The 17,890-nt window shown below is 71.7% G+C and carries 20 protein-coding genes; 4 read left to right on the plus strand and 16 right to left on the minus strand.

All coding sequences use genetic code 11. The features are described from left to right. Window positions 1-29: 29 nt before the first annotated feature. A complete protein-coding gene (locus AB0B58_RS17840; RefSeq protein ID WP_360224565.1) occupies window positions 30-1,367 on the plus strand; it encodes a pectate lyase in 1,338 nt (445 codons plus the stop codon). Window positions 1,368-1,434: 67 nt separating this feature from the next. On the opposite strand, the gene AB0B58_RS17845 is transcribed toward AB0B58_RS17840, so the two are convergent. Further along, window positions 1,435-4,233, minus strand: a complete 2,799-nt coding sequence (locus AB0B58_RS17845; protein ID WP_360224567.1) for a DEAD/DEAH box helicase — start codon at window positions 4,231-4,233, stop codon at window positions 1,435-1,437. Window positions 4,234-4,318: 85 nt separating this feature from the next. Here AB0B58_RS17845 and AB0B58_RS17850 point away from each other — a divergent pair, with 85 nt between their 5' ends. Beyond that, window positions 4,319-5,065, plus strand: coding sequence for an HAD-IA family hydrolase (locus tag AB0B58_RS17850; RefSeq protein ID WP_360224794.1), 747 nt, complete (start codon window positions 4,319-4,321; stop codon window positions 5,063-5,065). Window positions 5,066-5,079: 14 nt separating this feature from the next. Here the strand turns inward: AB0B58_RS17850 and AB0B58_RS17855 are convergent, their stop codons facing one another. The 9 genes from AB0B58_RS17855 to AB0B58_RS17895 form a co-directional block, all read right to left on the minus strand. After that, window positions 5,080-5,271: a hypothetical protein gene (locus AB0B58_RS17855; protein WP_360224569.1), complete on the minus strand. Its 192-nt coding sequence runs from the start codon at window positions 5,269-5,271 to the stop codon at window positions 5,080-5,082. A gap of 104 nt (window positions 5,272-5,375) precedes the next feature. Then, window positions 5,376-6,275, minus strand: a complete 900-nt coding sequence (locus tag AB0B58_RS17860) for a diacylglycerol kinase family protein (protein ID WP_360224571.1) — start codon at window positions 6,273-6,275, stop codon at window positions 5,376-5,378. 416 nt (window positions 6,276-6,691) lie between these two features. Then, entirely contained in the window at window positions 6,692-7,075 is a 384-nt protein-coding gene (locus AB0B58_RS17865) for a hypothetical protein (protein WP_360224573.1), read from the minus strand. Between the two features lie 187 nt (window positions 7,076-7,262). Further along, window positions 7,263-7,520, minus strand: a complete 258-nt coding sequence (locus AB0B58_RS17870) for a hypothetical protein (RefSeq protein ID WP_360224575.1) — start codon at window positions 7,518-7,520, stop codon at window positions 7,263-7,265. 135 nt (window positions 7,521-7,655) lie between these two features. Next, the gene (gene tatC, locus AB0B58_RS17875; RefSeq protein ID WP_360224577.1) at window positions 7,656-8,603 is read right to left on the minus strand and encodes a twin-arginine translocase subunit TatC; all 948 of its coding nucleotides are present in this window, start codon (window positions 8,601-8,603) and stop codon (window positions 7,656-7,658) included. Between the two features lie 6 nt (window positions 8,604-8,609). Then, window positions 8,610-8,939 carry a Sec-independent protein translocase subunit TatA gene (gene tatA, locus AB0B58_RS17880; RefSeq protein WP_360224579.1) on the minus strand — a complete coding sequence of 110 codons (330 nt, stop codon included), beginning with the start codon at window positions 8,937-8,939 and terminating at the stop codon, window positions 8,610-8,612. 157 nt (window positions 8,940-9,096) lie between these two features. Continuing rightward, window positions 9,097-9,372 carry a hypothetical protein gene (locus AB0B58_RS17885; RefSeq protein ID WP_360224581.1) on the minus strand — a complete coding sequence of 92 codons (276 nt, stop codon included), beginning with the start codon at window positions 9,370-9,372 and terminating at the stop codon, window positions 9,097-9,099. 10 nt (window positions 9,373-9,382) lie between these two features. Then, window positions 9,383-10,369, minus strand: a complete 987-nt coding sequence (locus tag AB0B58_RS17890) for a YafY family protein (RefSeq protein ID WP_360224583.1) — start codon at window positions 10,367-10,369, stop codon at window positions 9,383-9,385. Next, window positions 10,366-11,361 carry a WYL domain-containing protein gene (locus tag AB0B58_RS17895; protein WP_360224585.1) on the minus strand — a complete coding sequence of 332 codons (996 nt, stop codon included), beginning with the start codon at window positions 11,359-11,361 and terminating at the stop codon, window positions 10,366-10,368. The genes AB0B58_RS17890 and AB0B58_RS17895 overlap by 4 nt, the downstream gene beginning before the upstream one ends. A gap of 166 nt (window positions 11,362-11,527) precedes the next feature. Between AB0B58_RS17895 and AB0B58_RS17900 the strand changes: the two genes are divergently transcribed. After that, window positions 11,528-12,610, plus strand: a complete 1,083-nt coding sequence (locus AB0B58_RS17900) for a DUF3866 family protein (RefSeq protein WP_360224587.1) — start codon at window positions 11,528-11,530, stop codon at window positions 12,608-12,610. A gap of 18 nt (window positions 12,611-12,628) precedes the next feature. On the opposite strand, the gene AB0B58_RS17905 is transcribed toward AB0B58_RS17900, so the two are convergent. Further along, entirely contained in the window at window positions 12,629-12,850 is a 222-nt protein-coding gene (locus AB0B58_RS17905; RefSeq protein ID WP_360224589.1) for a hypothetical protein, read from the minus strand. 26 nt (window positions 12,851-12,876) lie between these two features. Then, window positions 12,877-14,235, minus strand: coding sequence for a Pup--protein ligase (gene pafA / locus AB0B58_RS17910; protein WP_184993347.1), 1,359 nt, complete (start codon window positions 14,233-14,235; stop codon window positions 12,877-12,879). Window positions 14,236-14,363: 128 nt separating this feature from the next. Between pafA and rfbB the strand changes: the two genes are divergently transcribed. Further along, window positions 14,364-15,338, plus strand: a complete 975-nt coding sequence (gene rfbB, locus AB0B58_RS17915; RefSeq protein WP_360224591.1) for a dTDP-glucose 4,6-dehydratase — start codon at window positions 14,364-14,366, stop codon at window positions 15,336-15,338. Between the two features lie 318 nt (window positions 15,339-15,656). On the opposite strand, the gene prcA is transcribed toward rfbB, so the two are convergent. The 4 genes from prcA to AB0B58_RS17935 all read right to left on the minus strand — a co-directional run bounded on the left by prcA (window position 15,657) and on the right by AB0B58_RS17935 (window position 17,872). After that, on the minus strand, window positions 15,657-16,487 hold the full coding sequence (gene prcA, locus AB0B58_RS17920; RefSeq protein WP_360224593.1) for a proteasome subunit alpha: 831 nt from the start codon (window positions 16,485-16,487) through the stop codon (window positions 15,657-15,659). Between the two features lie 68 nt (window positions 16,488-16,555). After that, entirely contained in the window at window positions 16,556-17,395 is an 840-nt protein-coding gene (prcB, locus tag AB0B58_RS17925) for a proteasome subunit beta (protein WP_360224595.1), read from the minus strand. Continuing rightward, entirely contained in the window at window positions 17,314-17,634 is a 321-nt protein-coding gene (locus AB0B58_RS17930; protein ID WP_360224597.1) for an endonuclease VII domain-containing protein, read from the minus strand. The genes prcB and AB0B58_RS17930 overlap by 82 nt, the downstream gene beginning before the upstream one ends. A gap of 22 nt (window positions 17,635-17,656) precedes the next feature. After that, window positions 17,657-17,872: a ubiquitin-like protein Pup gene (locus AB0B58_RS17935; protein WP_023364349.1), complete on the minus strand. Its 216-nt coding sequence runs from the start codon at window positions 17,870-17,872 to the stop codon at window positions 17,657-17,659. Window positions 17,873-17,890: the final 18 nt, after the last annotated feature.

Consider the following 17,890-nt stretch of genomic DNA (forward strand, 5'->3'; position numbering starts at 1 on the left):
CTTTCCTCACCCAATTCCTGGAGCGCACCATGCGCGGACGATCCCTTGCCCTGGCCGCGGTGTCGGTCGTCGCGGCCCTCGGGCTCGGCACGGCCCCGCCGGCCGGCGCCGTCTCGCGGGCCGGCGCGGGCCCGTCGCCCGCCGCGCTGCGGCTCGCCCGGCAGCCCCTGGCCCCGAACGACGGCTGGGCCGCCGCCGGCTCCGGAACCACCGGCGGCTCGGCGGCCGACGACGCGCACGTCTTCGTGGCCCGCAACCGCGCGGAGCTCCTCGCGGCCCTGTCCGGCGACGCCGCGCCCCGGATCGTCTTCGTCAGCGGCCGCTTCAGCATGAGCGCCGACGCCGCGGGCCGGCCGCTCGGCTGCGCCGACTATGCCGACCCGGAGTACGACCTCGACGCTTTCCTGGCGGCCTACGACCCGGCGGTCTGGGGCCGGGCAAGCAGGCCGGCCGGCCCGCTCGAGGATGCCCGGGTGCGGTCGGCGAAGCGCCAGGGCGACCAGATCAAGATCAATGTCGGGCCGGACACCACCCTGATCGGCATCAACGGCGCCCGGATCGAGCACGGCAGCCTGATCCTGGCGAACGTCGCCAACGTCATCGTCCGCAACATCGAGTTCACCGACGCCGCCGACTGCTTCCCGGCCTGGGACCCGACCGACGGCGCGGCCGGCAACTGGAACTCGCTCTACGACCTGGTCTCGCTGACCGGCGCCACCAACGTCTGGCTCGACCACAACACCTTCAGCGACGGCAACAACCACGACGCCGACCAGCCGGTGCGCCTCGGCCGCCCGTACCAGGTGCACGACGGCGCGAGCGACATCATCCGCGGCTCCGACCTGGTGACGGTCTCCTACAACGACTACTACGACCACGACAAGACGATGCTGATCGGCTCGACCGACACCCCCGGCGTGGACGTCGGCAGGCTGCGCGTCACGGTCCACCACAACCGCTTCGCCAACGTGGTCCAGCGCGCGCCGCGGGTCCGCTTCGGACAGGTGGACGTCTACAACAACGCCTACCTCGCCACGGACGAGGAGTACGCCTACTCGCTCGGGGTCGGCGTGGAGTCCAGCATCCACGCGGAGAACAACCACTTCGTACGCAGCGAGGACCTGCCGGACGGCGACCTCATCCGCTACTGGAAGGGCACCCGGATCACGGCCGTCGGCACGCTGGTGCGGATCGGCAGCAGGCCGGCGCGCCCGGTGGACCTGGTGGCCGCCCACAACGCGGCACACGACCCGGACCTCGCGCCGGACGCGGGCTGGGTGCCCACCCTGCGCCCCCGACTCGACCCGACGGCCGAGGTTCCCCGCATCGTCGGCGCCTCCGCGGGAATCCGCCGCCTCGGCATCTGAAGCCTTCCCGCCCGGGACAGAAGGCCCGCGACGCGGCTCGGCGAAAGCAGATCACGGACGCTCGGCGTCAGAGCGCCGTCTGATATGCCAGGACTCCCCTGTTCACCGCGGTGATCGCCTTGCGGGCGGTGTCGCGGACCCCGGTCGACGCGGACGGCGCGTCCCTGAGCTGGGTGAGCAGGTCCAGCACCTGGCGCGCCCAGCGGACGAAGTCGCCCGCCGGCATGTCGGAGTCGTAGTTGTGCCCGCTCGCCAGCACCCGTGCGAGGGGCTCGCCGCGGGCCCACCGGTAGATCGGCCAGACGAAGCCCGGATCGGGCTCGCGGGTCAGCGACAGGCCGTGCGCGGCCTCGTCGGACTCGATCTCGGCCCACAGCTTCTGGCAGGCGTCGACCGCGGCGGTCGTCGCGCCCTTGGGCACCGAGGCCCGCTCGTCACCCTCACGGCGCGACTCGTAGAGCACCATGGACACCGCCGCCGCCAGCTCCTCCGGGGCGAGGCCCTCCCAGACCCCGCGGCGCAGGCACTCGGCGACCAGCAGGTCGGCCTCCGTCCAGATCCGGCCCAGCATCCGGCCGGCGTCGGTCACCTCGCCGTCGGCCGACAGGTAGCCGCGGCCGGCGAGCACCGCGCAGACCTGGTCGAAGGTGCGGGCGAGCGATCCCGTGCGCCCGGCGACCTTGTCCCGCAGGGCGTCCGTGTCGCGGGCGAGGCGGTGCCGGCGCTCGGCCCAGCGGGCGTGGTCCTCCCGCTCGGGGCAGCCATGGCAGGGGTGCTGGCGCATCTGCACCTTGAGCAGCGCGATCTCCGCGTCCTCGCCGGGGACGGCCCGGTTGCGGCCGCGGCGCCCGGCGCCGCCGCCGTGCCGGTCCAGGCCGGTGGCGCTGACCGTGGCGGCGAGGTCGCGGCGCGCCGCGGGCGACCGGTGGTTGAAGTGCTTGGGCACCCGGATGCGCTCGAGCACGTCGACCGCGCCGGGGAAGTCGGCCGGGCTGACCCGCCCGGCCCAGCGGTCCTGGGTGAGCACCAGCGGACGCGGCTCGCCGAAGCCGCCGTTGACCGGCTCGAGGACCACGGCGAGGCCGGCGCGGCGGCCCTGCGGCACCCGGATGACGTCGCCGACGCGCAGCTTCTCCAGCGAGGAGAGCGTGGCCGCGCGGCGCTGCGTGGCGCCCTGGCGGGCGATGGCCCGCTCGCGGTCGGCGATGGCGACCCGGATCGCGAAATACTCGTCGAAGTCGCCGTGGTGACAGGCGCCGTCGTCGCCGTAGGTCTGCATGGTGTCGACGTTGCGCTGCACCTGCCGGGCCAGGCCGACCACCGAGCGGTCCGCCTGGAACTGCGCGAACGAGGACTCGAGCAGGTCGCGGGACTTGTCCGCGCCGACCGTGCCGACCAGGTTGACCGCCATGTTGTAGGACGGGCGGAAACTCGAGCGCAGCGGGTAGGTGCGGGTGGAGGCGAGGCCGGCCACGTGCCGCGGGTCGACCTCCGGGCCCCACAGCACCACCGCGTGACCCTCGACGTCGATGCCGCGCCGGCCGGCCCGACCGGTGAGCTGGGTGTACTCCCCCGGGGTGAGGTCGACGTGTGCCTCGCCGTTGAACTTCACCAGCCGTTCCAGCACCACGCACCGGGCCGGCATGTTGATGCCGAGCGCCAGGGTCTCGGTGGCGAACACGGCCTTCACCAGGCCGCGGACGAAGCACTCCTCGACGGCCTCCTTGAACGCGGGCAGCATGCCGGCGTGGTGCGCGGCGACGCCCCGCTCGAGCCCGTCCAGCCACTCCCAGTAGCCCAGGACCGTCAGGTCCTCGGCCGGGATGCTCGCGACCTTCGCCTGTGCGATGCGCCGGATCTCGGCGCGCTCGTCGACGTTGGTGAGCCGCAGCCCGCCGGCCAGGCACTGCTGCACCGCGGCGTCGCAGCCGGCGCGGCTGAAGATGAACAGGATCGCCGGCAGCAGGTCGGCCCGGTCGAGCCGGTCGACGACCTCGGCGCGCGGCGGCGGCTGCCAGCGGCGCGACCGGCTGCCGCGCGACTGCCAGCCCGGGCCCGCCGTGCGGTCGGTCAGCTCGAGGCGGCGCAGCATCTCGCGGGTGTAGCGCAGCAGCTCGGGGTGCACGTCGTGCTTGCGGGCGGCGTCGGCGTCGTGGAACAGGTCGAACATCCGCTTGCCGACCAGCATGTGCTGCCACAGCGGCACCGGCCGGTGCTCGCTGACCACGACCTCGGTGTGGCCGCGGACCGTGACCAGCCAGTCGGCGAACTCCTCGTAGTTGCTGACCGTGGCGGACAGCGAAACCAGCGTCACCGACGCCGGGAGGTGAATGATCACCTCTTCCCAGACCGCGCCGCGGAACCGGTCGGCCAGGTAGTGCACCTCGTCCATCACCACGAAGGCCAGGCCCTGCAGGCTGGCCGAGCCCGAGTAGAGCATGTTGCGCAGCACCTCGGTGGTCATGACCACCACGGGCGCGTCGCCGTTGATGACGTTGTCACCGGTCAGCAGGCCGACCTGGTCGGCGCCGTAGCGCGCCACCAGGTCGTGGTATTTCTGGTTGGAGAGCGCCTTGATCGGGGTGGTGTAGAAGCACTTGCGGCGGACGCCGGAGCCGGCGGCCCGCAGCACGAGGTGCACCGCGAACTCGCCGACCACCGTCTTGCCGGCCCCGGTCGGCGCGCAGACCAGCACGCCGCTGCCGCGCTCGAGCGCCTCGCAGGCCTGGCGCTGGAAGTCGTCGAGATCGAATCCGACATCGAGCATGAAGTCGTCGAGGGCCGGGAACTCGGCCGCGCGGGCCGCCCGCCGCTTCGAAGCCGCATACCGTTCGGCGGGGCTCACATCGTCGGCAGGGCTCGTCATGAACACAAGGCTAGTGCGTACCTCTGACACAACGAAGGTCATGGCTTGGCGGGCGGTGCCGACAGTTGCGTCGGAGGCGCTGGGTATGGTGCACGGCGTGCCGGATGCCGCCGAATCGACCGCCCACCCGTCGCGCCGCCAGGTCGACGCCGTGCTCTTCGACTTCCACGGCACCCTCGCTCAGGTGGAGGAGCCGGTGGCCTGGGTGGTCGCCGCCGCGGCGGCCTGCGGGCGCGAACTGGAGCGCGGCAAGGCCACGATCCTGGCCGACCGCCTGGTCACCGCCGGCCGCGCCGGCGGGCCCCTGCCCTACCGCGTCCCGCTGCACCTCGCGGAGCACTGGGCCGACCGTGACCTCTACGAACACAGCCACCGCGCGGCATACACGGGCCTGGCGGAGACGGTCACCACCGACGTTGAAGGCCTGGCCGACGCCCTCTACGACCGGCTGCTGGGCCCCGCCGGCTGGCTGCCCTACGCGGACACCGAGTCAACCCTGCGGACCCTGCACGACGCCGGGATCAAGGTCGCGGTGGTGAGCAACATCGGCTTCGACATCCGGCCGCACTTCGCAGCCTGGGGTCTCGACGGCCTGGTCGACGCCTACGCGCTGTCTTACGAGGTGGGCCGCACCAAGCCCGACCCGGCGATCTTCCTGCGCGCCTGCGGCATGCTCGGCGCCGACCCGGAGCGCACGCTCATGGTCGGCGACAGCCCGGCCGACGCCGGCGCGGTGCGGGCCGGCTGCGCGGCGCTGGTGCTTCCGGCCGCCGAGCCGGGGCGGCCCAACGGCCTGAGCGCGACGCTGGCCCTGGCCGGCTGCCCGATCTAGAGGTACCTGTCGACCTAGAGGTACGTGTCGACAAGCGTGCCGAGCGTGGCCGAGGGGACGCTGGTCGGCTCCTGCCGCTCGTCGGCCGCGACGTGGTCCGCGATGGTGGGCGCGCCCTCGCGCGCCTTCGCGGCGCTCGCGGAGGCGTCGGCCGACGCCAGGGTCGCGGTGGATACCGTGCTCGAGCTCAGCGAACCGATCGACATGCCGTGCCTCCCTACCGGTGTGCGGTACACCGCTTCGTTCGGCCCCGCCGCGGCGGCGCTGACGCCGAAGCCACGACGGCAACCCGATCGCACCCCGCGACGGCTCAGAGCAGGAGCCGCACCGCGCCGGGTACACACGTCACGACCAGGTCCAGCGCGGCCACGCGCTCGCCGTCCGCGTACGCGAAGATCCCCTCCGAAGTGATTTTGATCTCCCGGGCCCGGTAGCTGGAGACCGCCGGATCGGTGACATGCGTGCCGCGGCGCAAGCGCGGCTTGAGCCTCGCCACGGCGCCGCGCCCGAGCGGGCCGGCCACCACGACGTCGAGCAGGCCGTCGCCCGGGTCTGCGTCCGGGCAGATCAGCATGCCGCCGCCGTAGCTGGGGCAGTTGCCGATGGCGACCAGCACCCCGCTGAGGCTGCGGTCGACGCCGTCGAGCACCAGCGAGTAGCCGCGCGGCCGCAGCCGGGCCAGCTCGAGCAGGATGGCAAGGTCGTAGCGGCGCGGGCCGCGCGGCCAGCGCATCCGGTTGGCGCGCTCGTTGACGATCGCGTCGAAGCCCGCGGCCAGGACTGCGCCGAACCAGCGCACGTCGCCCTGCGCGGTGGTCACCCGGGCCATGTCGATCGCGGTGGAGCGCCCGGCGGCCACCGCCGCGGCGATCGCCTCCGCCGCGGCCAGCGGATCCGACGGCACGCCGGTGCCGGCCGCGAAGTCGTTGCCCGTGCCCGCCGGGACCATGCCGAAGCCGACGGTGGTGCCGGCCACCGACTGCACCGCCCGGTGCAGCGTGCCGTCCCCGCCGACGGCGACCAGCGCGCCGACGCCCTCGGCGACCGCGCGGTGGCATGCCTTCTCGGCGTCCTCGGCGCTGCCCGCGCTCAGCAGCCGCACGGCCCGGCCGGAGGCGCCGAGCCGGTCCAGGACCTTCGAAAGCAGACCGCGGTGCCGGCCTCTCCCCGCCTGTGGGTTGGCCAGCACCGCGATGTCGTCGCTCGTCACAGCCGGGAGGCTACCCGGACAGTGCCTCAGGTCATATCGTCGAACCGGCTCTCCAGCGGCAGCGGTTTCGACACCGGGCTCCGGGGACTCGACCGACGACGGCGCCTCGACCCGGTTGCCCGCGGTGACCGGCTCCCGATCGTCCTCGAGCGGCGAGATCGTGTCATCGTCCAGCCCGGCTTGCGAGGGCTCCCACCATGACGAGGGTGAGAGCCCTCATGCTTTACAGGCAAGCCCGACGTGCAGTGGTTTGCGCGGCCTGGCTACCGCGGCGCTCCGCGAAGCCGCGGCGATCGATGTGAGGCCTCAGCGCACAGGAGGCGCATTTCGACCGCGGCCCCGGTCAGCCAGCCGTTCATTGTTCTCGGCGTGCTGACGAGAACGTCCGAGGGCGCCGCGGGTTGGGCTAACCAGGTCTAGGCGTCCTTCCACGTCGTGCAGAACCGCCCGGAGCCGAGCGGGTAGCCGCAAACCTGGAACTTCGCGATCTTACTGGTCGAGCCGACCCGCTTGATGCCACACCCAGACGCGGAGCCGTTCGGGTCCTTCACAGTCCCGAAGCTGCCGTTGCGCAGTTCATAATTCACTTCGAGGCCCTTGCCATCGGCCTTCGTATCGCAGGCGTCAATGATCTCATGCTGGTCACGAACCTGGCCGTAGCCGCAACTGCCCGGGACGGTGCCACACCCGTAGGGACCGTACTCCCTGATGTCATGCGCAAATGCGGGCGAGCCCGTGGCAGCGACAATCGCAGCGACGGCGAACCCCGTAACGGCTATCCGTTTTGTAATCCGTTTCACGGTACCTCCTGAAAGCGTACTTAAATACCTTGATCAAGTTGATCAAGTTGATCAAGGTATCAGGCAGCTGCAAACCGGAGCGGCCGCGCACTCCTGACCCTTGACGGGCTCAGCTTCCACGCGCCGCGCCCGAGCGGACCGGCCACCACGACGAGCATTCGGTCGCCCGGGTCGGCGTCCGGGCAGATCAGCAGGCCGCCGTAGCTGGGGCGACTACCGATGGCGACCAGAACCCCGCTGAGGCCGCGGTCAACGCCGTCGAGCACCAGCGAGTAGCCGCGCGGCGGCGCACGTCGCTCTGCGCGGTGGTCACCCGGGCCGCGTCGATCGCGGCGGAGCGCCCGGCACGGACCGCCGCGGCGATCGCCTCCGCCGTGGCCAGCGGATCCGCGCGGTGGCATGCGTCCTCGGCGTCCTCGGCGCTGCCCGCGCTCAGCAGCCGCACGACCCGGCCGGAGGCACCGAGCCGGTCCAGGACCTCCGAAAGCAGACCGCGGTGCCGGCCTCTCCCCGCCTGCGGGGTTGGCCAGCACCGCGATGTCGTCGCTCGTCACAGCCGGGAGGGCACCCGGCCGACACCTCAGGTCATATCGTCGAACCGGCTCTCCAGCGGCAGCGGTTTCGACACCGGCTCCGGGGACTCGACCGGCAACGGCGCCTCGACCCGGTTGCCCGCGGTGACCGACTCCCGATCACCCTCGAGCGGCGAGATCGTGTCATCGTCCAGGCCGGCGTAGATCTCCTTACCGCGGCCCTTGCGCTTGTCGTTGAGGAAGGCAACGCCCACCGCGAGCAGGTAGAGCACGATCATGCAGAGCGCGAGCAGCGTCATGCCGAACGGGCCCGGGTCCGGCGTGGCGACGGCGGCGAAACCGAAGGACAGGAAGACGACAATGCGCCACCAGCCCATCAGCTTCCTCGCCGAGACCACGCCGGTGAAGTTGAGCATCAGCAGGATCAGCGGGAACTCGAACGCCACGCCGAACAGCAGGATCATGCTGGTGATGAACCCGATGTAGGACGAGACCTCGAGCTGGGTGGTCTCGCCGATGACGCCCGCTTCCATGATGAACGCCAGGCTGTGCTTGACCACGAAATAGGCCAGCACGGCGCCGCCGACGAACAGCGGGGCGGCGATCGCCACGAAGATGTAGGCCCACTTGCGCTCGTGCCGGTGCAGGCCCGGGGCGATGAAGGCCCAGAGCTGGTAGAGCCAGACCGGTGCGCCCACGATCAGACCGACCCACAACGCGATCTTGAGCCGCAGGACGATCGCGTCGGTGGCGCCGAGGACGACGAACCGGCACTGCCCGTCGATCCAGGAGCTGTCCAGGGAGCAGTAGGGATCCTTCAGCAGGTTGAACACCCACTGCGACACGATGAAGCCGACGATCAAGCCGAACAGCAGCCCGAGCGACGCCCAGAAAAGCCGGTTACGCAACTCCCGGACGTGCTCGATCAGGGTCATCGAACCGTCGGAGGCCTGCTCGAACTTGCTCGGCCCCCGACGGCGCAGGGAGAAGGCCACGGTGCGTCAGCGGTCGTTGGTGCGCTGCACCGGGTCCACGTAGGGCTGGGGCGGCGGCTGCTGGAACTGCTGGCCGTTCGCAGGCGGCGCCTGCTGCTGGTAACCCGGCTGGCCGGGCTGCTGGATCTCGTTGGGCTGCAGCGGCTGCCGCGAGTACTGCGGCTCGGCCTTCTCGGCGACGTTGTCGTTGTCGTCGACGAGGCCCTTGGTCTCAGCCTTGATGATCCGCAGCGAGCGGCCCAGCGACCGGGCCGCGTCCGGCAGCCTCTTCGCGCCGAACAACAGCACGAGGACGACTACGAAGATGGCGATGTGCCACGGCTTGAGGGCGCCCATGGGTAGCTCCAGTCGATCGGATCAGGGTCCTGACGGGTGATGCGCGTCCATCGTACGTGTGGTCTCTGTGAGAGAGCCCTACCGGATCTGTTTGTTTGGGTTCCGGACCCGGGGAATTCCGGACAACGACCCGGGAACGCCGCACGCTACCACGGGGTCACGGGTTCTGTAAGGAGTGTTTCTCGTCCGAGCCGTGACCCGCTTTGATCACGGTCAGCCGGGCCTGCATGAGCTCGGCCCGATCCTGCACGCGGGCGACCGACCGCTCCAGCACGGCCGCGCGTTCCTGCAGCTTCTCCGCCTCCTGCCGGCGCCGCTCCAGCTTGCGCCCGGCGCGTTCCAGGCCCGAGAGCCGGCCCAGCACGGACAGCGCCGCGGCCACCAGAATGATCACGCCGAGGACCACCACGGCGATGACGATCCACTTCACCATGGCGGACAGCTTAGGCCGTGGCGGGCGCGGGCGCCGCGTACTGGTCCAGCGCGGTCGTGGCCTGTTCGCGGATCCGGTCGACCAGTTCCACCGGGCCGACGACGGTCACGTCCGGGCCGAGTCCGAGCAGCAGCCGCTGCGCCCAGCCCAGGTCCGTGACCCGCATCGTCACGATCCACTCGTCCCCGTCGCGCCGCACCTCCTCGCACGGGTAGTACTCGGTGATCCACCGGCTGCCCCGCCCGACGCGGAGCGTGACCAGCGGCAGGTCCGGGGTCGGGTGGAACACGCCGTCGCTGACGTCGTGCGGCACCGCCTTCGCCGGCGGCGCGGAGGGCTCGTCCAGCTCGGTGAACGCGTCGATGCGGTCCACCCGGAAGAGCCGGGTGCCCTCGGCCCGGCGGCACCAGGCCTCCAGGTACGCGCGCGGGCCGACCATCAGCATCCGCATCGGGTCCACGACCCGCTCGCTGGTCTCGTCCCGGGCCGCGGTGTAGTAGGTGAGCCGCAGCGCGTGCCGGCGCTCGACCGCGCCGCGGATCGCGTCGACCTTCTCGACGTTCGCGGGCAGCCGCACCGCGACCGGGGTGTCGACGAGGTCGCCGGTCGCATTCTCGATCTTGGCGAGCGCCCGCTCGATCGCGTCCCGCGACCCGATCCCCGGCGTCTCGGCCAGCATCCGCAACGCCACGACCAGGGCGAGCGCCTCGTCCGGGTTGAGCCGCAGCGGCCGGTCGATGCCGGCGTCGTAGGTGATGGTCACCCGGTCGCCGTCGAGCGCCATGTCGATCAGGTCGCCCGGGCCGTAGCCCGGCAGGCCGCAGACCCACAGCAGCTCGAGGTCCTCGCGCAGCTGACGCTCGGTGATCCCGAACGCGGCCGCCGCCTCGGCGACGAAGATCCCCGGGCGGGCGAGCAGGTAGGGCACCAGATTGAGCAGCCGGCCCAGGCGGTCGGCCGAGGCCTTGTTCTCCCGGGTACGCGGCGCAGGCGTCATCGCAGCACCGCGGGCAGCACCCGCTCGTGGCGCGCCACGACCTCCTTGAGCTGCTGGATGACCGCCTCGCGCAGCTCCGGCGGCCCGTCGGCGCGCACGTCCGCGCCGTAACCCACCAGCCGCGAGGCCAGCCACTCGACGTCGGAGTAGGCCAGGGTCAGGCGATCGCCCTCGGGGCCGGGCACGGTCTCCACCGCGAGCCGGCGCAGCCCGGCGGCGCGGCCGGGGCGCACCAGCACCGTGGCGCGCCCGTTGCGCTCGACCGGGCCGAACCGGCGCGAGACGTGGCTGATCAGGTCGACGTTCGCCGGCGGGGTGAACGCGCCCTCGGCGCCGACCGCGCGGACCGGCCCGACGATGCGCGACAGCCGGAAGCAGCGGGTGGCGTCGCGGTCCCGGTCGTGGCCGACGACGTACCACCGGCCCTGCCAGCAGACGACGCCCCACGGCTGCAGGCGGCGGGTGGACGGCTCGTCGACCTCGGGTACGCGGTAGGAGAAGGTGACCGCCCGGCGGGACCGGGCCGCGCCGGTCAACGGGCCGAACGCCGGGTCGACGGTGACGACCGGCTCCACCCCGAGGGTCGCCTGCGGGTCGACCTCGACGCCCGCGGCGCGCAGCTTCGCCAGCCCGGATGACGCGGCGGCGGCGAGGCCGGCGTGCTGCCAGAGCCGGGCGGCGATGCCGACGGCGGCCGCCTCGTCCGGTTCCAGGGGAATCTCGGGTAGGGCGTACTCCCGGTGGGCGATGCGGTAGCCGGACTCCGTGTCGAAGGCGCTCGACAGGCCCGTCTCGAGCGGAACGCCCAGCTCACGCAGCTCGGCCTTGTCGCGCTCGAACTTGCGCTGGAACGCCTCGTGGTCGCGGGGATCCTCGGGGTCGTGCTCGTAGCCGGGCACGGTCGCGGCGATCTGCGCGGCGGTCAGGAACCGTCGCGTGGACAGCAGGCAGATCACCAGGTTCACCAGGCGCTCGGTGCGGGTCCGCGACACGACCGAAACGCTAGCAGCAACGCCGCCCGATAGCCGTATGCGCAGGCCACGCGCGGGCATTAGTACCGCCTCGGCGACCCCACCCGCCGCAGAATCACCCTAAATCGCCCGGTAGAGGTCGCCGCCGCGCTGCGCCGCCCGGCGCTCGGCCGATAGGGTCGCCGGCATGGTGCGCTGGCGATCAGGAACGGTCACGACGGTACGGCGTGAGTGGCGCGGCGCCCTCGAACTGGACGTGACGACGGACGAGGGCACGGTGCGCGCGCTCGCGTACCCGGAGCTGACCGGGGCCCCCGAGGCCGGCGACCGGGTCCTGCTGAACGTGGGTGCGCTGGTGATGGGCCTGGGCACCGGCGGCTACGCCCTGGTCGTCGCCCTCCCCGACCGGCTGCCGCCGGATCCGCCGGAGTCCGGCACCGACCGCGACTCGGGCCACCTGGTCAAGGCCAGGTACACGCCGCTGCAGCCGATCCTGCTGGGCGTCGACGAGGAGGCCTCCCCGCACCGCGAGGTGATGGCGCGGGCGGACAGCCTCGAACGCATGCCGGTGGTGACCGCCGACCTGCACTCGGCCCTGCCGGCGATCCTCGCGGGCATCCACGCGGACCGCCCGGACGCCCGGGTCGCGTACGTGATGACCGACGGCGGCGCCCTGCCGGCCTGGTTCTCCCGCACGCTGGACGGCCTGCGCGACCGGCTGGCCGGCACGGTGACGACCGGCCAGTCCTTCGGCGGCGACCTGGAGGCGGGCACGGTTCACACGGGTCTGCTGGCGGCGAGGCACGTCCTGAAGGCGGACGTCACGGTCGTCGCGCAGGGTCCGGGCAACCTCGGCACGGGTACGACCTGGGGCTTCTCGGGCGTCGCCCTGGGCGAGGCGATCAACGCGACCGTGGCGCTGCGCGGCCTCCCGGTCGCGTCGCTGCGCATCTCCGACGGCGACGCCCGCCCGCGCCACCGCGGCGTCTCGCATCACAGCCTGACCGCGTACGGCCGGGTGGCCCTGGTGCCGGCGGATCTGGTGATCCCGGACGACCTGCCGGCGGACCTGGCGAAGAAGGTCGAGGCGGACCTGGCGCCGCTGGTGGAACTGCACCGCCTGGTCCGCGTGCCGACCGCGGGCCTGGACGCGGCCCTGGAGGCGAGCCCGGTGCGGCTGTCCACGATGGGGCGGGGACTGGCGCAGGACCACGCCTACTTCATCGCGGCCGCGGCGGCCGGCCGCCACGCCGCCGCCCTCATACCGTGAGCCGGTGCGGCGGCCGGGTCAGCCGAAGAAGATGAGGTAGAGCCAGCCGAGCAGGATCAGGCCCAGCACGGTCGCCATGAGCCAGGTCGGTACCAGATGCTTGCCGCTGCGGGCCTGCTCGACCTGGGCGCGGACGCGATCACGGCGGCGCCCGACGCGCGCCCACAGCACGTCCTCGATCGTCCGCTCCGGCTTCTGGCCGGGCGGGTGCTGGTCAGGCTCGTGCGCTGGTGTCGTCATGGCCTGACCAGCCTAGCGCCCAGGTTTCACATGCTGGCGATCAGGCGTTCCACCCGCTCGTCGTAGGCCCGGAACGGGTCCTTGCACAGGACCGTGCGCTGCGCCTGGTCGTTCAGCTTGAGATGGACCCAGTCGACCGTGAAGTCGCGGCGCTTCTCCTGCGCGTGCCGGATGAACTCGCCGCGCAGGCGGGCCCGGGTCGTCTGCGGCGGGGTCTCCTTCGCCTCGAAGATCTCGAGGTCGTTGGAGATCCGGTCGACCTGCCGGCGCTTCTCCATCAGCGCGTACAGCCCGCGGCCGCGGCGCACGTCGTGGTACGCCAGGTCCAGCTGGGCGATCCGCGGGTGGCTCATCGGGATCTCGTGCTTGGCCTGGTAGCGCTCGATCAGCTTGTACTTCGACACCCAGTCGATCTCGCGGGAGACCGGGCCGAGGTCGCCGTTCTCGATCGCGTTGAGCACCCGGCCCCAGAGCTCGACGACACGCTTGGCGGTCGGGTCGCCGCCGCGGCGCTCGACGAACTCGGTCGCCTTTGCCAGGTACTCCTGCTGGATCTCGAGGGCGCTGACCTCCTTGTTGTTGGCCAGCCGGATCTTGCGACGGCCGGTGATGTCGTGCGAGACCTCGCGGATCGCCCGGATCGGGTTCTCCAGCGACAGGTCGCGCATCACAACGCCGGCCTCGATCATCCGCAGCACGATGTCGGCGCTGCCGACCTTGAGCAGCGTCGTGACCTCGTTCATGTTGGAGTCGCCCACGATGACGTGCAGGCGCCGGTAGCGCTCGGCGTCGGCGTGCGGCTCGTCGCGGGTGTTGATGATCGGGCGGCTGCGCGTCGTCGCGCTGGAGACGCCCTCCCAGATGTGCTCGGCGCGCTGCGAGAGGCAGAAGACCGCGCCGCGCGGGGTCTGCAGCACCTTGCCTGCGCCGCAGATGAGCTGGCGGGTGACGAGGAACGGGATGAGGACGTCGGCGAGGCGGCCGAACTCCCCGTGACGGCTCACCAGGTAGTTCTCGTGGCAGCCGTACGAGTTGCCGGCCGAGTCGGTGTTGTTCTTGAACAGGTAGATCTCACCCGCGATGCCCTCGTCGTGCAGCCGCTTCTCGGCGTCGACCAGGAGGCCCTCGAGGATCCGTTCGCCGGCGCGGTCGTGTGCGACCAGGTCGGTGACGGAGTCGCACTCGGGCGTCGCGTATTCGGGGTGGGAACCGACATCGAGGTAGAGGCGGGCACCGTTGCGGAGGAACACATTGCTGGAGCGTCCCCAGGACACCACTCGGCGGAACAGGTAGCGGGCCACCTCGTCGGGCGACAGCCGCCGCTGCCCCCGGTAGGTGCACGTGACTCCGTACTCGGTTTCGAGGCCGAAAATTCGCCGTTCCATGACGAAACACTAGCCTCACAAGTGCCGCGAGCGGCAGTGACAACGCGCCGTTTCACCGATGCACAGCGTGGTCTTCCCTGCCGGAGATCAACTCCCAGGCCCACGACCTGCGGATACACTCTCGCGTGATGAATCTTCTTGTCACCGGCGGCGCCGGCTTCATCGGCTCCCACTTCGTCCGCACCGCGCTCGCCGACGGGTTGCCGGGGCTCGAGGGCGCCCGGATCACGGTGCTGGACAAGCTCACCTACGCCGGCAACTTCGACAATCTGAGCCCGGTGAGCGAGAACAGGCGCCTCGATTTCGTACCCGGTGACATCTGCGACGCGGCCCTCATCGAATCGATCCTGCCGCGGCACGACGCGGTCGTGCACTTCGCCGCCGAGTCGCACGTCGACCGCTCCATCGAGGGCGCGGCGGAGTTCGCCACGACCAACGTGGTCGGCACCCAGGTGCTGCTGGACGCCGCGCTGCGGCACGGCACGTCCCGCTTCGTGCACGTCTCCACCGACGAGGTCTACGGCTCGATCGCCGAGGGCGCCTGGACCGAGACCTCGCCGATGTCGCCCAACTCCCCGTACGCCGCCACGAAGGCCGGCGCGGACCTGCTGGCGCTGGCGTACCACCGCACGCACGGGCTGCCGGTCGTGGTGACCCGCTGCGCCAACAACTACGGGCCCTATCAGCACCCCGAGAAGCTGATCCCCCGCTTCGTCACGAACCTGCTGGAGGGCCGCACGGTGCCCCTTTACGGCGACGGGACCCAGGTGCGCGACTGGGTGCACGTCGACGACCACTGCCGGGGCACCGCGCTGGTGCTGCTGATGGGGCGGGCCGGCGAGGTCTACCACGTCGGCGGCAACGAGGAGCTGACGAACCGGGACCTGACCGCGATGCTGCTGAAGGCGTGCGAGGCCGACTGGGACCGCGTCGTGACGACGGCGGACCGCAAGGGCCACGACCAGCGCTACTCCCTCGACGACGACCGGATCCGCCGCGAACTCGGCTACCGGCCGCGGGTGGACTTCGCCGCCGGGCTGGCGGAGACGGTGCAGTGGTACCGCGACCACCAGGACTGGTGGCGCCCCCTCGTCACCGACTGACCGGGTCACCGCCCGCCGGCCACCTACACCCCGGGCGACCACGCCAGGCACCGCCCGAGCAGCGCCGCCGGTCGCCGCCACCGGGTGGCCGCGCCAAACGCAGCACCACCGGGTGGCCGCGCCAAACGCAGCACCACCGGGTGGCCGCGCCAAACGCAGCACCACCGGGTGGCCGCGCCAAACGCGACGCCGCCGGGTGGCGTGCCGGGTCGCGGACGCGGGTGAGGCAACCCCGAGCCGCAGCCGAGGCCGCGCCCGGCGCCACCCCGGACCCGGCCGCGGTGCCGGGAGGGGTGGGCCTGAGCTACGGGGAGCGCGTCAGGAATCGTCGCCGTCGGCCGGTTCCTGGCCCTCGAGGTCCGTCGACGCGGCCGAAACGGTCGGCTTGGCCTCGCCGGGGGCCGGCGGGGCCACGTCGCCGGCCTCGCCGATCTCCTTCTCGGGCTGGTCCTTGCCGCCCTCGAGCAGCGTGGTCAGCGCCGCGCCGGAGATGCGGCGGAACGCGCGGCCCATGCGGCGGCGGTCGAGCACCGCCACCTCGAGCTGCGACGCGCCCAGCGTGCGCGGGGCGCCGTTCTCCCCGCCGACGCTGGCCAGTCCCTCGACGGCCAGGGCCAGCGCGGTGGGCAGGTCCGCGGCGACGTCGTGCCGGGACTTGAGCACCGTGGAGATGGCCTCGGCCGAGCCGCCCATGGCCATGAAGCCGGGCTCGTCCTGGACGGAACCGTCGTAGGTGATCCGGTAGAGCTCGTCGGCTTCGGGCGAACTGCCGACCTGCGCCACGCAGATCTCCACCTCGTAGGGCTTCTGCGTCTCCGAGAAGATCGCACCGAGCGTCTGGGTGTATGCGTTCGCGAGCGCCCGACCGGTCACGTCCCGGCGGTCGTAGGACAGCCCGTTGAGGTCTGCCATCCGGACGCCGGCCCGGCGCAGGCTCTCGAACTCGTTGTAGCGGCCGACGGCCGCGAAGCCGATCCTGTCGTACAGCTCGCTGATCTTGCGTAGCGAGGTGAGGTTCTCGGCGACCAGCAGTACGCCGCCCTCGTAGGTGAGGACGACGGCGGAGCGGCCGCGGGCGATGCCCTTGCGGGCGTACTCCGAGCGGTCACGCTGGACCTGCTCGGGTGAGGCGTAGAACTGCATGGCCACGGGTGGCTACTCCTTCAATGACCGGATGGCGGGCTCTGGCGCAAGGACTACCGGTTTGGCTCAGGCGGTCAGCCGCCCGGGTTCTCCATCCGCCCGGCGACCACGGCCTCGGCCACCGCGCTGATCTCGGCCTCGGTGAGCCGGTGGGTGCTGTCCGCCGTCGCGGTCATCACCACCGGGTAGATCTTGCGGGTCAGGTCGGGCCCGCCGGTCGCCGTGTCGTCGTCGGCGGCGTCGTAGAGCGCCTCCACCGCCAGGTGGATCGCGTCCTGGGTGCTGACGCCCGGGCGGTACTTCTTCTTCAGCGCCGACTTGGCGAACAGCGAACCGGAGCCGATCGCGTCGTAGCCGGTCTCCTCGTAGAGCCCGCCCGCGACGTCGAAGCTGAAGATGCGCCCGGCCCGGGACGGGTCGGACGGGGACAGGTCGAAGCCCGCGAAGAGCGGAACCACGGCCAGGCCCTGCATGGCCGCACCGAGGTTGCCGCGCACCATCGCGGCGAGCCGGTTGGCCTTGCCGTCGAGGGACAGCATCGCGCCCTCGATCTTCTCGTAGTGCTCCAGCTCGACCTGGAACAGGCGCATCAGCTCGATGCCGATGCCCGCCGTGCCGGCGATGCCGATCAGCGAGTAGGCGTCCGCCGGATGCACCTTCTCGATGTCCCGGCTGGCGATGAGGTTGCCCATGGTGGCGCGCCGGTCGCCGGCCATCACGACGCCCTCGGCGCTCGCGATGGCGACGATCGTCGTGCCGTGCGGCGCGATGTCGGCGGACAGCCCCGGCGGCAGCGGCCGGCGACCCGGCAGCAGCTCGGGGGCCGCTTGGCTCAGGAACTGCGTGAAGGAGGACGTCCCCGCATTGGTGAACACATCTGGAAGACGCCCGGATGGATCAAAACCCGCTGCCACGTGGTTCCTTTCAGATACGTGATCGCTTCGGCGAGGAGTTCCGGGCTGTCCCGGAACTGCCCGAGGCCGCCGTCGCAGTTGAAGCACAATATCCCGCGCACCCATCCGGTGCGATGATCGTGGTCGAGGTGTTGGGGATCGGCTGCACCACAGATGGCACAGCGGCCTTCCTGAGCCAGCAGCATCTCGTCGAACTCGACCGAGCTGTGGCTGTTGCGGTCATCAAGCCCCCGTGGCATGTCCGCTTCGCCCCCTCTGGTGCTACTCGCCGCCCTTTTGGACGTAACCCCGCACGAACTCCTCGGCGTTCTCCTCCAGCACAGAGTCGATCTCGTCGAGCAGGTCGTCGACATCCTCGGTGATCTCGGCGTGCCGCTCGGCAACCTCAGGGTTGGCCTCGGTGGTGACGTCCTCGATCTCCTCGTCGCGCTTGCCCTTGCCTGACTGCGACTGACCGCCGGTGTCTCGCGTTGCCATGGCTGTCCCCCTTCATGA

It is taken from the genome of Actinoplanes sp. NPDC049118, from assembly GCF_040648555.1.
In the GTDB taxonomy this organism is placed as follows: Bacteria; Actinomycetota; Actinomycetes; order Mycobacteriales; family Micromonosporaceae; genus Actinoplanes.

What these genes read in the sequence shown, in the direction of transcription:
- AB0B58_RS17840 (WP_360224565.1), top strand. Translation starts at nt 30, where the DNA reads ATGCGCGGACGATCCCTTGCCCTGGCCGCGGTGTCGGTCGTCGCGGCC.
- AB0B58_RS17845 (WP_360224567.1), bottom strand. Translation starts at nt 4,233, where the DNA reads ATGACGAGCCCTGCCGACGATGTGAGCCCCGCCGAACGGTATGCGGCT.
- AB0B58_RS17850 (WP_360224794.1), top strand. Translation starts at nt 4,319, where the DNA reads ATGGTGCACGGCGTGCCGGATGCCGCCGAATCGACCGCCCACCCGTCG.
- AB0B58_RS17855 (WP_360224569.1), bottom strand. Translation starts at nt 5,271, where the DNA reads ATGTCGATCGGTTCGCTGAGCTCGAGCACGGTATCCACCGCGACCCTG.
- tatA (WP_360224579.1), bottom strand. Translation starts at nt 8,939, where the DNA reads ATGGGCGCCCTCAAGCCGTGGCACATCGCCATCTTCGTAGTCGTCCTC.
- AB0B58_RS17885 (WP_360224581.1), bottom strand. Translation starts at nt 9,372, where the DNA reads ATGGTGAAGTGGATCGTCATCGCCGTGGTGGTCCTCGGCGTGATCATT.
- AB0B58_RS17890 (WP_360224583.1), bottom strand. Translation starts at nt 10,369, where the DNA reads ATGACGCCTGCGCCGCGTACCCGGGAGAACAAGGCCTCGGCCGACCGC.
- AB0B58_RS17900 (WP_360224587.1), top strand. Translation starts at nt 11,528, where the DNA reads ATGGTGCGCTGGCGATCAGGAACGGTCACGACGGTACGGCGTGAGTGG.
- AB0B58_RS17905 (WP_360224589.1), bottom strand. Translation starts at nt 12,850, where the DNA reads ATGACGACACCAGCGCACGAGCCTGACCAGCACCCGCCCGGCCAGAAG.
- pafA (WP_184993347.1), bottom strand. Translation starts at nt 14,235, where the DNA reads ATGGAACGGCGAATTTTCGGCCTCGAAACCGAGTACGGAGTCACGTGC.
- rfbB (WP_360224591.1), top strand. Translation starts at nt 14,364, where the DNA reads ATGAATCTTCTTGTCACCGGCGGCGCCGGCTTCATCGGCTCCCACTTC.
- AB0B58_RS17930 (WP_360224597.1), bottom strand. Translation starts at nt 17,634, where the DNA reads ATGCCACGGGGGCTTGATGACCGCAACAGCCACAGCTCGGTCGAGTTC.
- AB0B58_RS17935 (WP_023364349.1), bottom strand. Translation starts at nt 17,872, where the DNA reads ATGGCAACGCGAGACACCGGCGGTCAGTCGCAGTCAGGCAAGGGCAAG.